The sequence below is a fragment of the Pseudomonas sp. Sample_22 genome (assembly GCF_004307635.1).
Lineage (GTDB): Bacteria > Pseudomonadota > Gammaproteobacteria > Pseudomonadales > Pseudomonadaceae > Aquipseudomonas.
Map to the genome: position 1 here is coordinate 52,870 of NZ_RCNY01000035.1, position 12,711 is coordinate 65,580.

A 12,711-nucleotide genomic window follows, 5' to 3' on the forward strand; every position below is an offset into this window, starting at 1 on the left:
CCTGAAAATCTCAAAACCGTCATCAGCGGTTCGCTGGCAAACCCCGAATTCGAAGTGGATGCAGATCCACGGGGCTCGGGCGGGAAAATGACTCCACCAGTGAAATGCGTATCAGGTTTTTAGGAGCGCTGTAATGCCTGACATCTATCACTTCTTCCAACAGCTGGTTAATGGCCTGACCATTGGCAGCACGTATGCCCTGATCGCCATCGGCTATACGATGGTTTACGGCATCATTGGAATGATCAACTTCGCCCACGGCGAGGTGTACATGATCGGTTCCTACGTGGCGTTCATCGCCATCGCCGGGCTGGCCATGATGGGACTCGACAGTGTTCCGCTGTTGATGACCGCCGCTTTCATCGCCACCATCGTGGTGACCAGTGCCTACGGTTACAGCATCGAACGGATCGCCTACCGCCCCTTGCGCGGCAGCAACCGTCTGATCCCGCTGATCTCCGCCATCGGTATGTCGATCTTCCTGCAGAACACGGTTCTGCTGGCGCAAGACTCCAAGGACAAATCCATCCCCAACCTGATTCCGGGCAACTTTGCCTTCGGGCCAGGTGGCGCACATGAAGTGCTGATTTCCTACATGCAAATCGTGGTGTTCGTGGTGACCCTGGTCGCCATGCTCGGCCTGACCCTGTTCATCTCCCGCTCTCGCCTGGGCCGCGCCTGCCGCGCCTGCGCCGAAGACATCAAGATGGCCAACCTGCTGGGTATCAACACCAACAACATCATCGCCCTGACCTTCGTCATCGGTGCCGCGCTGGCGGCCATCGCCGCCGTGCTGCTGAGCATGCAATACGGCGTGATCAACCCGAACGCCGGTTTCCTGGTCGGCCTCAAGGCCTTTACCGCAGCGGTACTGGGCGGTATCGGCAGCATTCCGGGCGCCATGCTCGGCGGGCTCGTGTTGGGTGTGGCGGAAGCCTTTGGTGCCGATATCTTCGGCGACCAGTACAAGGACGTCGTGGCGTTCGGCCTGCTGGTTCTGGTGCTGTTGTTCCGGCCAACCGGCCTGCTGGGCCGTCCGGAGGTTGAGAAGGTATGACTAGGAATCTTAAACAGGCGCTGTTCAGCGCCTTGCTGGTGTGGGCCGTGGCCTACCCGGTACTCGGTCTGAAGCTGACCATCGTCGGCATCAACCTCGAGGTGCATGGCACCAGCACCGCTACCCTGATCACCATCGCCGTGTGTTCGGTGCTGATGTTCCTGCGTGTGCTGTTCGACCAGCAGATCAGTTCGGCCTGGCGTTCTTCGCCAAGCATGCCGCTGATTCCGGCCAAGGCCAGCAACTTCCTGACCCTGCCGACCACCCAGCGCTGGATCATCATTGCGTTGATCGCCGGTGCACTGGTCTGGCCGTTCTTCGGCTCCCGCGGTGCGGTGGATATCGCCACGCTGGTGTTGATCTACGTGATGCTCGGTCTCGGCCTGAACATCGTGGTCGGCCTGGCTGGCCTGCTCGACCTCGGATACGTCGGTTTCTATGCCGTCGGCGCCTACAGCTACGCGCTGCTGTCGCACTACTACGGTCTGAGTTTCTGGATCTGCCTGCCGATTGCCGGCCTGATGGCGGCCACCTTCGGCTTCCTGCTCGGTTTCCCGGTACTGCGCTTGCGCGGCGACTACCTGGCGATCGTGACCCTGGGCTTCGGTGAAATCATCCGTCTGTTCCTGCGTAACCTGACCGATATCACCGGCGGCCCGAACGGCATCAGCAACATCGAGAAGCCAACGTTCTTCGGCCTGACCTTCGAACGTAAAGCCGCGGAGGGTCTGCAAACCTTCCACGAGTACTTCGGTCTGGAATACAACTCGATCAACAAGGTGATTTTCCTCTACCTGGTCGCGCTGTTCCTGGCACTGGCTGCACTGTTCGTCATCAATCGCTTGCTGCGCATGCCTCTGGGCCGTGCCTGGGAAGCGTTGCGCGAAGACGAAATCGCCTGCCGTGCGCTCGGTCTGAACCCGACGGTGATCAAGCTTTCCGCGTTCACTCTCGGCGCAGCATTCGCCGGTTTTGCCGGCAGCTTCTTCGCTGCCCGTCAGGGCCTGGTAACGCCGGAATCCTTCACCTTCATCGAGTCGGCGATCATCCTCGCCATCGTGGTGCTCGGTGGCATGGGCTCGCAGCTGGGCGTCATCCTCGCTGCCGTGGTGATGATCCTGTTGCCGGAAATGATGCGTGAGTTCAGTGAATACCGCATGTTGATGTTCGGTGCCTTGATGGTACTGATGATGATCTGGCGCCCTCAGGGTCTGCTGCCCATGCAACGTCCTCACATGGAGCTGCGCAAATGAGCCGCGAGATCCTTAAAGTAGAAAACCTGAGCATGCGCTTCGGCGGCTTGCTGGCGGTCAATGGCGTGGCCTTGAGCGTGAAAGAGAAACAAGTGGTTGCCCTGATCGGCCCCAACGGCGCCGGCAAGACCACCGTGTTCAACTGCCTGACCGGCTTCTACAAGCCGAGCGGTGGCAGCATCCTGCTGGACGGCGAGCCGATCGAAGGCCTGCCGGGTCACAAGATCGCCCTCAAAGGCGTGGTGCGTACTTTCCAGAACGTGCGGTTGTTCAAGGACATGACCGCGGTCGAGAACCTCTTGATCGCCCAGCACCGTCACCTGAACACCAACTTCCTGTCCGGCCTGTTCAAGACCCCGTCGTTCCGCAAGAGCGAACGCGAGGCCATGGACTTCGCCGAGTACTGGCTGGAAAAGGTCAACCTGAAAGAGTTCGCCAACCGTCCGGCCGGCACCCTGGCCTACGGTCAGCAACGTCGCCTGGAAATCGCCCGCTGCATGATGACCCGCCCGCGGATCCTCATGCTCGACGAACCGGCCGCCGGCCTGAACCCAAAGGAAACCGAAGACCTGAAGGCGCTGATCAGCGTGTTGCGTGAAGAGCACAATGTCACCGTGCTGCTGATCGAACACGACATGAAACTGGTCATGAGCATTTCCGACCACATCGTCGTGATCAACCAGGGTACCCCTCTGGCCGACGGTACGCCGGAACAGATCCGCGACAATCCTGAAGTGATCAAAGCCTACCTGGGGGAAGCGTAAATGCTGCAGTTCGAAAACGTTTCCACCTTCTACGGCAAGATCCAGGCCCTGCACAGTGTCAACGTCGAAGTCCGTCAGGGCGAAATCGTGACCCTGATCGGCGCCAACGGTGCCGGCAAGTCCACGTTGCTGATGACGCTTTGCGGTTCACCGCGCGCCCACAGCGGCAGCATCCGCTACATGGGTGAAGAACTGGTCGGCCAGGACTCCTCGCAGATCATGCGCAAGAGCATTGCCGTGGTGCCGGAAGGTCGTCGGGTGTTTTCTCGTCTGACCGTCGAAGAGAACCTGTCCATGGGCGGGTTCTTCACCGCCAAGGGCGACTACCAGGAGCAAATGGACAAGGTCCTCGGACTTTTCCCACGCCTGAAAGAACGCTTCAGCCAGCGCGGCGGCACCATGTCCGGCGGCGAACAGCAAATGCTCGCCATCGGCCGTGCGCTGATGAGCAAGCCCAAGCTGCTGCTGCTCGACGAGCCATCGCTGGGCCTGGCCCCGATCATCATCCAGCAGATCTTCGACATCATCGAACAGCTGCGCAAGGACGGCGTGACGGTGTTTCTGGTCGAGCAAAACGCCAACCAGGCGCTGAAAATCGCTGACCGCGCCTACGTTCTCGAGAACGGCCGGGTAGTGATGCAAGGCACTGGTGAAGCGCTGCTGACCGACCCGAAAGTGCGCGAAGCGTACCTCGGCGGCTAACTTCAGCGGTAAACAGAAAACGGCCTTCGGGCCGTTTTTCTTATCCTGCCAGACTCCCTTGCCCGATCGTTCCCACGCTCTGCGTGGGAATGCAGCCCTGGACGCTCCGCGTCCCAAGCGGACGCAGAGCGTCCGGCGAGGCATTCCCACGCAGAGCGTGGGAACGATCATCGACAGTCATCGGCTAGCGAAGTCGATCCAGCGCTTCACCGCTGCGCTTGAACCAGCCAATCAAATAGTCCGCCAACACCTGCGTACGCTTTGGCAATCCGCCCTGATACGGATGCACCAGATACATCGGCATAATTCGTGTCTGATAATCACGCAAAAGCCAATGCAAACGGCCGTCAGCCAATTCCGCCGACAGCAAGTAGGACGGCAGGCGCGCAATGCCGGCGCCAGTGAGTACGGCTTTCTTCAACAGGCTGTAATGATTGCTGGCAAACGGCCCCGAAACCCGCACTCGCAACAGTTCGTGCTGTTGGTGATACAACCATTCTTCACGACCACTGTAATGGCTGTTGAGCAGGCAACGATGTTCGGCCAGTGCCTGGGGGGTCTGCGGTTCGCCGTATTGCTCCAGATAGGCCGGGCTGGCACAGGTCATTTCATGCCAGGCCAGCAGCGGACGTGCCACCAGCCGCTGGTCGATGGCCACGTCGGCGCGGATCGCCAGATCGAAGCCATCGCGAGACAAGTCACGGTAATTGTTGTTGAGCTCCAGTTCGATCTGCACTTCGGGGTATTTGGCCGAAAACTCCAACAGCAACCCATCAAAGAAGGTTTCCCCCAACGACACCGGCACCGTCATGCGCACCGGGCCGGCCATGTCGTCCTTCAACCGCGCCAGGGCCTGGCGTGCGCGCTCGACCTGGGTCACCAGTGCCTGCGCCTGCGGCAACAACGCCGCGCCGGCAGCTGTCAGGCTCAAGCGCCGCGTGGTGCGCTGCAACAAAACCACAGAGAACTGTGCCTCCAATTGACTGATGCGTTTGGACAATTGGCCCTTGCTGCAACCCAGTTGCTGCGCAGCCAAGGTAAAACTGCCCGCTTCTACCAATACCGCGAACGCCGCCAGATCATCCATCTCACTCATTGATTGTTTCCAATTGAAAACCAAAGGTTGCCTATTAGTGCGCTTATCCAGATAAAAAACCACTCTAGACTGAGCACTCATTCAATCCACTTGAGGATCAGTACCCATGAAAATTCTTTTGATCGGCGCAGGCGGCACCATTGGTTCGGCAGTCGACAAGGAGCTGTCCCAGCGCCACGAGATCGTGCGCATCGGCCGCAACAGCGGCGATTTTCAGGTGGATATCAGTGACGGTGCTTCGATTCGCAAACTGTTCGAGCAGACCGGAAAATTCGATGCGCTGATCTGCGCCGCCGGCAACGTGACCTTCGCACCACTGGCAGAAATGAGTGAGGAAAGTTTCGCCCTGGGCCTGAAAGACAAGTTGATGGGCCAGGTCAACCTGCTGCTGATCGGCCGCGAGTTCGCCAATGACGGCGCCTCGTTCACCTTCACCACGGGTGTGCTCAGCCACGATCCGATTCGCAGTGGTGCCTCGGCAGCGCTGGTCAACGGTGCGCTGGACAGCTTCGTCCGCGCCGCCGCTATCGAACTGCCACGTGGCCTGCGCGTGAACTCGATCAGTCCGAACGTGCTGGTCGAAGCCATGGGCAAATACGCCCCGTACTTCCGTGGCTTCAAACCGGTTCCGGCAGCGGATGTGGCATTGGCCTACGCCAAAAGCGTGGAAGGCCTGCAAACCGGCCAGACCTTTCACGTGGGCTGACCCGGTTCGAGCTCAATCGACCAATGTGGGCAAAAGGTCTTTGGCCACGGCTTTCGGGATGGAAACCCTGAACTGTGAGCCCAGGACCGTTTGCACTGTCGCGGTAGAGACCTTCCAGCCATTGATCGACAGCGTCAATTGTTGGCCCAGGGAAGCACGAGAAATGTTCTGCATTCTCTCGGTGGCTTCAGGACTGAGCGTGACATTCATTTCAAACGTCGATTGAAGTCTGTCGTCATCCTTCAACAGCACATCCATCCGGGTGAAATCGGTTGCCGAAGACAAATTGATCTCGGCAGCCTGACTGGCCGTGGCCGCCCCCATCATCACCGGCAATAACAACCCGATCTTCCAGCCCACTGCCTTCTTCACATCCACCCCCTGCAAAAAAGTGACAGCTTACCGTTGGCATCCTGGTATTCGGCTTTGGATTTACCTCAAGTTGTTGCCGATAAATCGACCTCAGATTTGCCGCAGACAAACTCCAGTCTTGTGATGAACGGTCAGCCTGAGTAACGTGGCGGCACTTGTCAGGAGACCCCAAGATGCGTGCTGCCCGTTCCTTAGTTCTCGTTGCCCTGCTTCCTCTATTCGCCGCTTGCCAATTGTTCGATGGCGAGCGTGAGAGTGCTACCCACGTCGGCCAGACCCGCATGCAAGGCCAGTTGAGTGCAGCCGACGGGAAGCTGTTGTTCCAGCCGTGCGGTGAGCAGCGGCGTTATGTGGTCAACGACACGGGCGGCACCAGCGTATTGCAACAGGCCGCTACGCTGGCCGATGCCAAAGGCAAGCTGTTCGCCGATGTGCGCGGGCGGATCGTTGCGGGTGATGGCGACGGCCAGCTCGACCTGCAGCAGTTGTACCGCGTCGAGCGCTCGGGCAATGCATGCGAGGATGCCAATTTCAAATTGCTGATTCTGCGCGCCGCCGGTCACACCCCGGAGTGGAACGTGAAAGTCAGCGGCAAGGGCATGGTCATCGACCGCGCCGGCCAGCCGCCATTGGCAGTGCCTTACGTTGAAGAGCAATTGGGCGATGGCCGCTTCAACCTCAGCACCGAAGCCAATAACCAGCACATCGAATTGTGGGTCGCGCCGCAACGCTGCGTCGACAGCAGCACTGGCAGCATTCAACACATGAGCGCCGAACTGCGCGTCGATGGTCAGGTGCAGCGCGGTTGCGGGTATTTCGGCGGCTCGCGCGACGACTGATCGTTTAAGCCTCACGGGACCGGGCTTTTGGAGCTTATAATCGCCGGCTTCAAACGCCCTGGCGCAGTTGTGCGCCCCGCGAACCGGATCCCGCCATGTTACGAATCACCGAACTCAAGTTGCCGATCGACCATCCCGAAGAAGACCTGCGCCCTGCCATCGTGCAGCGCTTAGGCCTTGCCAGCGATGATTTGCTCGATTTCACCTTGTTCAAGCGCAGCTACGATGCGCGCAAAAAGTCCTCCGAATTGTGCTTCATCTACACCATCGACCTCAACGTTCGCGATGAGGCGGCGGTGCTGCACAAGTTCGCCGATGACCGTAACGTCAACGTGGCACCGGATGTCAGCTACAAAGAGGTTGGCCAGGCGCCGGCCGACCTGAGCGTGCGCCCGATCGTCGTCGGTTTCGGCCCGTGCGGGATTTTCGCCGGCCTGCTGCTTGCGCAAATGGGCTTCAAGCCGATCATTCTCGAACGCGGCACCGAAGTGCGCCAGCGCACCAAGGACACCTGGGGCCTGTGGCGCAAAAGCGTGCTCAACCCTGAGTCCAACGTGCAGTTCGGCGAAGGCGGCGCGGGGACGTTCTCCGACGGCAAGCTCTACAGCCAGATCAAGGACCCGAAATTCCTCGGTCGCAAAGTCCTGCACGAATTCGTCAAGGCCGGCGCGCCGGAAGAAATCCTTTACGTCAGCAAGCCGCACATCGGTACGTTCCGTCTGACCGGTGTCGTGGAAAACATGCGTGAGCAGATTCGTGCATTGGGCGGCGAAGTTCGATTCCAGCAGCGGGTTACCGACGTGCTGATCGAAGACGGCCAACTGGTCGGCGTAGAACTCGATGGCGGCGAACAGATTCATTCCAAACACGTGATCCTGGCCCTCGGCCACAGTGCCCGCGATACCTTCCGCATGCTCCACGGTCGCGGCGTGTACATGGAAGCCAAACCGTTCTCGGTGGGTTTCCGTATTGAGCATCCGCAATCGCTGATCGACCGTGCGCGCCTGGGCAAGTACGCCGGCCACCCAAAGCTTGGCGCCGCCGACTACAAACTGGTGCACCACGCCAAGAACGGCCGTTCGGTCTACAGCTTCTGCATGTGCCCGGGCGGCACGGTGGTGGCGGCGACTTCCGAGCCGAACCGCGTGGTCACCAATGGCATGAGCCAGTACTCGCGCAACGAACGCAATGCCAACTCCGGGATCGTCGTCGGCATTACGCCGGAAGTCGATTACCCGGGCGGCCCGCTGGCCGGGATCGAGTTGCAGGAGCGTCTGGAATCCCACGCTTTTGTATTGGGCGGCAGCAATTACGAAGCGCCAGCGCAACTGGTCGGCGACTTTATTGCGGGCAAGCCGTCCACCGAGCTGGGTAGCGTTGAACCGTCCTACAAACCGGGTGTTGCGTTGGGCGATCTGGCCCTGGCATTACCGGACTTCGCCATTGAGGCCATTCGCGAAGCACTGCCAGCGTTCGAGAAACAAATTCGCGGTTACTCGCTGCACGATGCCGTGTTGACCGGCATCGAGACCCGCACCTCGTCGCCGCTGCGTATTACCCGCAATGAGTCGATGCAGAGCCTGAACGTAAAAGGCCTGTTCCCGGCGGGCGAAGGCGCAGGTTATGCGGGCGGGATTCTGTCGGCCGGTGTGGACGGGATTCGCATTGCCGAGGCAGTGGCGCGGGATATCCTGGGCCTGGAGGCCTGATACGAAATCTTTGAAACAAACACTGTACCCGTGAACAGCATTATCTGTAAGAGCGAGGCTAAATATTGGCGCGTAACACGCTCGCCGGCAGCGGTTCACCTCGCTCCGCACTGGCGGCAACCGCCGCCTTCAATCCGCTCAACTCATACCCTTGGTCCTTGAGCCATTTCTGATCGTAATAGGTGTCGGCATAACGCTCGCCACTGTCACACAGAATCGCCACCATCGACCCCGACTCCCCTGCCGCCTTCATATGCTGCGCAGCCATCAACGCGCCGATCAGGTTAGTGCCGCTCGACCCGCCGACATGCCGCCCCAACCGCTCGGCCAGGTAATGCATCGCCGCCAGCGACAGTGCATCCGGCACCTTGACCATTGCATCAATGACCTTGGGCAGGAACGATGCTTCTACCCGTGGCCGGCCAATACCTTCGATCCGCGAACCGTGGTCCAGGCGCAGGCTGGCATCGCCGGTCTGGTAGTAATCGAAAAATACCGAGCGCTCGGCATCGGCGCACAACACCCGGGTGCAATGCTGGCGATAGCGAACATAGCGGCCCAGGGTGGCAGTGGTTCCCCCGGTGCCAGGACTGGAAATCAGCCAGCTCGGTTCCGGGTGCTGCTCGAAGCGCATTTGTTGAAAAATCGATTCGGCAATGTTGTTGTTCGCCCGCCAGTCGGTCGCGCGCTCGGCGTAGGTGAACTGATCGAGGAAGTGCCCGTCGTGCTCGCGCGCCAGTCGCTCTGATTCGGCGTAGATCTGCGTCGGATCGTCAACCAGATGGCTTTGGCCACCATAAAAGGCGATCTGCGCGATCTTTTCCCTGGAAGTGGTCGCGGGCATTACTGCAATGAACGGCAAGCCCAGCATGCGCGCAAAGTACGCTTCGGAAATCGCCGTCGAACCGCTGGAGGCTTCGATGACCGGTGCCCCGGGCTTGAGCCAGCCGTTGCACAGCGCATACAGGAACAGCGATCGCGCCAGCCGGTGCTTGAGGCTGCCGGTGGGATGACTGGATTCATCCTTGAAGTACAACTCGATGCCCGGAAAACCCGGCAGCGGCAAAGGGATCAGATGGGTATCGGCGCTGCGCTGAAAGTCGGCTTCAATGATCCGGATGGCTTCGCGGGCCCACTGTCGGTTGTCGCTCATGGTGGTTTTCTCGTTGTATCGGGCAGGAATTGGCCTTGCAACAGGGCTCAATCAGCAAGCTTAGGAAAAAACCTACATTCAGCACAGATACAGCTGCGCTCCAATACGTCGGGCAACTGCTAGGCTCAGTCCTCAGCACGGGAGTGCCTTGTAACGACATATAACTAAAAAGAATATAACTTTTGTTTTAACAACTAACGGGAATTGTTAGGGTGTAACACCTTTTGAATTCACAGATGGAGAGCAACCTTGCCTCTGCGTAGCACTTTCACGCGTTTCTTTCAGTTGGAAGCTGCCAGCGGTCTGTTATTGATCGCCGCTGCCGTTCTGGCTTTGATCATCAACAATTCGCCGCTGTCATGGCTTTACAACGGCCTGTTGGAAACCCCCGTGGTGGCCCAGATCGGCGCGCTGAAAATCGCCAAACCGTTGCTGCTGTGGATCAACGATGGCCTGATGGCGCTGTTCTTCCTGCTGATCGGCCTGGAAGTGAAGCGCGAAGTCCTCGACGGTCAACTGTCCAAGCCGTCACAGATCGTCCTGCCCGGTGCGGCAGCAATTGGCGGCATGGTCGTACCGGCGCTGATCTACTGGTTTCTCAACCGCGACAACCCGCCAGCCCTCAGCGGGTGGGCGATCCCGACCGCCACCGACATCGCCTTCGCCCTTGGCGTGCTGGCGCTGTTGGGCAAACGGGTTCCGGTGTCGCTGAAACTGTTCCTCATGACCCTGGCCATCATTGATGACCTCGGTGCAATCATCATCATTGCGATTTTCTACTCGGGCGCACTGTCGACCCTGTCGCTGGCACTGGCAGCGGCCTGCATCGCGGCGCTGATCGGCATGAACCGGCTCGGGGTGGTCAAGCTCGGGCCGTACATGATTATTGGTCTGATCCTCTGGGTCTGCGTACTCAAGAGCGGCGTGCACGCCACGCTGGCCGGTGTCACCCTGGCCTTCTGCATTCCGCTGCGCACGAAAAACGCCGAGCCTTCGCCACTGCTGACGCTCGAACACGCCCTGCACCCTTGGGTGGCCTACGGCATCCTGCCGTTGTTCGCCTTCGCCAATGCGGGGCTTTCCCTGAGCGGCGTTACCGCCGAAAACTTCACTCACGATGTGCCAATGGGCATCGCCATCGGCCTGCTGCTGGGCAAGACCGTCGGCGTGTTCGGCCTGACCTGGCTGGCGGTAAAAATCGGCATCGCCGCCCTGCCCCAAGGCGCCAATTGGGGCCAGGTGCTGGGTGTGGCGATTCTCTGCGGGATCGGTTTCACCATGAGCCTTTTCGTCGGTTCCCTGGCCTTCGAGCCGGGCGTCAGCGACTACGCCGGTATGGACCGCATGGGAATTTTGACCGGTTCGATTCTGGCGGCTCTGATCGGTTATGCGGTCACGGCAATGGCGAGTCGCAAGCGTGATCCTCAGAGCGCATAGCCCTGAGTGTTAAGGCACGTTCATAAAAAACCCCGACCAGTTACCTGATCGGGGTTTTCTTTTACCCGATTACGCTTAGTGCGTAACGCGGCTCGTGCCGTCAACTGTTGCGATTCGAACACGTTCACCCACGCGGAACACTTCGTTTTCCTGAACCTGTTGCACGTAGGCACGCATGCTGCCGTCGTCTTCGCGGACGGTGATTTCCACGCCTTGGGTGCGGGTCAGGCCTTCTTCGGCCGCCGAACCCACCAGGCCACCGGCAACTGCACCGATGACCGCTGCAACGATACTGCCGCGACCGCCACCGATGGCACTGCCACCAACACCGCCAACGGCTGCGCCGGCGAGGCCGCCGATCGGGGTTTTGGTGCCTTCGATTTTTACCGGGCGCAATGCTTCGATCGTACCCATGCGAACCGTCTGCACGCGACGCGCTTCGTCACGGGAGTAGGAGTCACCGGTCAGGCTCGATTGGCAACCAGTGAGCAACATCGCCATCGTGGAAAAGGAAGCAACCAGCAGAACAGACTTACGCATAGCATCAACTCCAAAGGACAGGTATTCATTAAACTCCGCAGCTTGACGCCTGTCACGGCATCGCCCGGATAAAAATGATTTCATTCAGTTCCGGTACAGGGCCTGTGCGCGATTTTCATCACACAGTAGCGACCATTTCGGCAATCTGCGCCGCTGCCCGAGGATTTTCATGGATTACTTTATCATCGTCGTGACGACCGTTGCCGGTCTGTACTTCCACTATTGGCTGTACGTACGGATCAAACGCTGGATGGACCGCGACCTGGCACTGGCGTTAGCCGGGAATGACGAACGCAAAAAAGCGTTCATGCTCCAGCAACTGGCGAACGCTCAGGCGCAAAAGATCAAGCGTCGAGACTTGCCGCAATGGCTGGAGGCCGCTGCGGCAGGCTATCTCGAGCGGTAGACTGCTTAGGGTGCCAGGCGTTCAAGAATCCAGCCGGAGCCCTGCAAGCGATAGTTGAGACGGTCATGGAGACGGCTCGGACGGCCCTGCCAGAACTCGATGCGCTCCGGCAGCAGGCGATAACCACCCCAATGTTCAGGGCAGTGTGGCTGGTTATCGCTGAAACGCTGCTCGGTATCCTTGAGCAGTTTTTCCAGTTCAGCACGGTCGGCGATCACCCGGCTTTGCGGTGATGCCCACGCGCCAAGGCGGCTGCCCAAAGGTCGAACCTGGTAGTAGGCATCGGATTCTTGTGGCGTAACTTTCACCACCCGCCCTTCGATCCGAACCTGACGTTCCAGGGTCGGCCAGAAAAACGTCATGGCCCCGAACGGATTCGCCGCCAGCTGTTGACCCTTGGCACTGTCGTAGTTGGTGAAGAAGGTGAAGCCCTTTTCGTCCAAACCCTTGAGCAGCAGGATGCGGCAATGCGGCCGACCGTCCGGGTCGACCGTGGCCAAGGTCATGGCGTTCGCTTCCACCGGTGCCTGTTCGGTTTTCACCGCGTCGGCGAACCACTGGTGGAACAGCGCAAACGGCTCGACCGGGGCTTGCGCCTCGGTCAGGCCATCACGGGTGTAATCGCGGCGCATATCAGCCAGGGCCTTGGTCATGGCGCATTCCTTTTGATTAACGAA

14 protein-coding genes are annotated in these 12,711 nt (G+C 59.5%); 9 read left to right on the forward strand and 5 right to left on the reverse strand.

The annotated features are described in order from the left end of the window. The first annotated feature begins 133 nt into the window (after nucleotides 1–133). The 4 genes from livH to D8U73_RS09910 are packed head-to-tail and all read left to right on the forward strand — an operon-like array spanning nucleotide 134 to nucleotide 3,776. The gene (livH, locus tag D8U73_RS09895; protein ID WP_056856113.1) at nucleotides 134–1,057 is read left to right on the forward strand and encodes a high-affinity branched-chain amino acid ABC transporter permease LivH; all 924 of its coding nucleotides are present in this window, start codon (nucleotides 134–136) and stop codon (nucleotides 1,055–1,057) included. Further along, nucleotides 1,054–2,310 carry a high-affinity branched-chain amino acid ABC transporter permease LivM gene (locus tag D8U73_RS09900; RefSeq protein WP_056856114.1) on the forward strand — a complete coding sequence of 419 codons (1,257 nt, stop codon included), beginning with the start codon at nucleotides 1,054–1,056 and terminating at the stop codon, nucleotides 2,308–2,310. The genes livH and D8U73_RS09900 overlap by 4 nt, the downstream gene beginning before the upstream one ends. Next, the gene (gene livG, locus D8U73_RS09905) at nucleotides 2,307–3,074 is read left to right on the forward strand and encodes a high-affinity branched-chain amino acid ABC transporter ATP-binding protein LivG (protein WP_056856115.1); all 768 of its coding nucleotides are present in this window, start codon (nucleotides 2,307–2,309) and stop codon (nucleotides 3,072–3,074) included. The genes D8U73_RS09900 and livG overlap by 4 nt, the downstream gene beginning before the upstream one ends. Further along, nucleotides 3,075–3,776: an ABC transporter ATP-binding protein gene (locus D8U73_RS09910; protein ID WP_034146751.1), complete on the forward strand. Its 702-nt coding sequence runs from the start codon at nucleotides 3,075–3,077 to the stop codon at nucleotides 3,774–3,776. It begins immediately after the preceding gene. A gap of 184 nt (nucleotides 3,777–3,960) precedes the next feature. Here D8U73_RS09910 and D8U73_RS09915 read toward each other — a convergent pair whose 3' ends face one another. Further along, on the reverse strand, nucleotides 3,961–4,872 hold the full coding sequence (locus D8U73_RS09915) for a LysR family transcriptional regulator (protein ID WP_056856116.1): 912 nt from the start codon (nucleotides 4,870–4,872) through the stop codon (nucleotides 3,961–3,963). 106 nt (nucleotides 4,873–4,978) lie between these two features. Here D8U73_RS09915 and D8U73_RS09920 point away from each other — a divergent pair, with 106 nt between their 5' ends. Then, a complete protein-coding gene (locus D8U73_RS09920) occupies nucleotides 4,979–5,578 on the forward strand; it encodes a short chain dehydrogenase (protein ID WP_130904364.1) in 600 nt (199 codons plus the stop codon). Nucleotides 5,579–5,590: 12 nt separating this feature from the next. Here the strand turns inward: D8U73_RS09920 and D8U73_RS09925 are convergent, their stop codons facing one another. Next, nucleotides 5,591–5,950 carry a hypothetical protein gene (locus D8U73_RS09925; protein WP_130904365.1) on the reverse strand — a complete coding sequence of 120 codons (360 nt, stop codon included), beginning with the start codon at nucleotides 5,948–5,950 and terminating at the stop codon, nucleotides 5,591–5,593. A gap of 173 nt (nucleotides 5,951–6,123) precedes the next feature. On the opposite strand from D8U73_RS09925, the gene D8U73_RS09930 reads away from it, so the two are divergent. Together D8U73_RS09930 and D8U73_RS09935 are read left to right on the forward strand one after the other, a co-directional pair. Further along, the gene (locus D8U73_RS09930; RefSeq protein ID WP_130904366.1) at nucleotides 6,124–6,789 is read left to right on the forward strand and encodes a hypothetical protein; all 666 of its coding nucleotides are present in this window, start codon (nucleotides 6,124–6,126) and stop codon (nucleotides 6,787–6,789) included. Nucleotides 6,790–6,884: 95 nt separating this feature from the next. Further along, entirely contained in the window at nucleotides 6,885–8,498 is a 1,614-nt protein-coding gene (locus D8U73_RS09935) for an NAD(P)/FAD-dependent oxidoreductase (RefSeq protein WP_130904367.1), read from the forward strand. 58 nt (nucleotides 8,499–8,556) lie between these two features. Here the strand turns inward: D8U73_RS09935 and D8U73_RS09940 are convergent, their stop codons facing one another. Then, complete coding sequence (locus D8U73_RS09940; RefSeq protein WP_056856120.1) at nucleotides 8,557–9,651, reverse strand: PLP-dependent cysteine synthase family protein; 1,095 nt, start codon at nucleotides 9,649–9,651, stop codon at nucleotides 8,557–8,559. 249 nt (nucleotides 9,652–9,900) lie between these two features. On the opposite strand from D8U73_RS09940, the gene nhaA reads away from it, so the two are divergent. Next, nucleotides 9,901–11,088: a Na+/H+ antiporter NhaA gene (gene nhaA, locus D8U73_RS09945; RefSeq protein WP_056856121.1), complete on the forward strand. Its 1,188-nt coding sequence runs from the start codon at nucleotides 9,901–9,903 to the stop codon at nucleotides 11,086–11,088. 75 nt (nucleotides 11,089–11,163) lie between these two features. Here nhaA and D8U73_RS09950 read toward each other — a convergent pair whose 3' ends face one another. Further along, the gene (locus D8U73_RS09950) at nucleotides 11,164–11,628 is read right to left on the reverse strand and encodes a glycine zipper 2TM domain-containing protein (RefSeq protein ID WP_056856122.1); all 465 of its coding nucleotides are present in this window, start codon (nucleotides 11,626–11,628) and stop codon (nucleotides 11,164–11,166) included. Between the two features lie 169 nt (nucleotides 11,629–11,797). Here D8U73_RS09950 and D8U73_RS09955 point away from each other — a divergent pair, with 169 nt between their 5' ends. After that, on the forward strand, nucleotides 11,798–12,034 hold the full coding sequence (locus D8U73_RS09955) for a hypothetical protein (protein ID WP_056856123.1): 237 nt from the start codon (nucleotides 11,798–11,800) through the stop codon (nucleotides 12,032–12,034). Nucleotides 12,035–12,039: 5 nt separating this feature from the next. Here the strand turns inward: D8U73_RS09955 and pdxH are convergent, their stop codons facing one another. Further along, nucleotides 12,040–12,687: a pyridoxamine 5'-phosphate oxidase gene (gene pdxH, locus D8U73_RS09960; RefSeq protein WP_130904368.1), complete on the reverse strand. Its 648-nt coding sequence runs from the start codon at nucleotides 12,685–12,687 to the stop codon at nucleotides 12,040–12,042. Nucleotides 12,688–12,711: the final 24 nt, after the last annotated feature.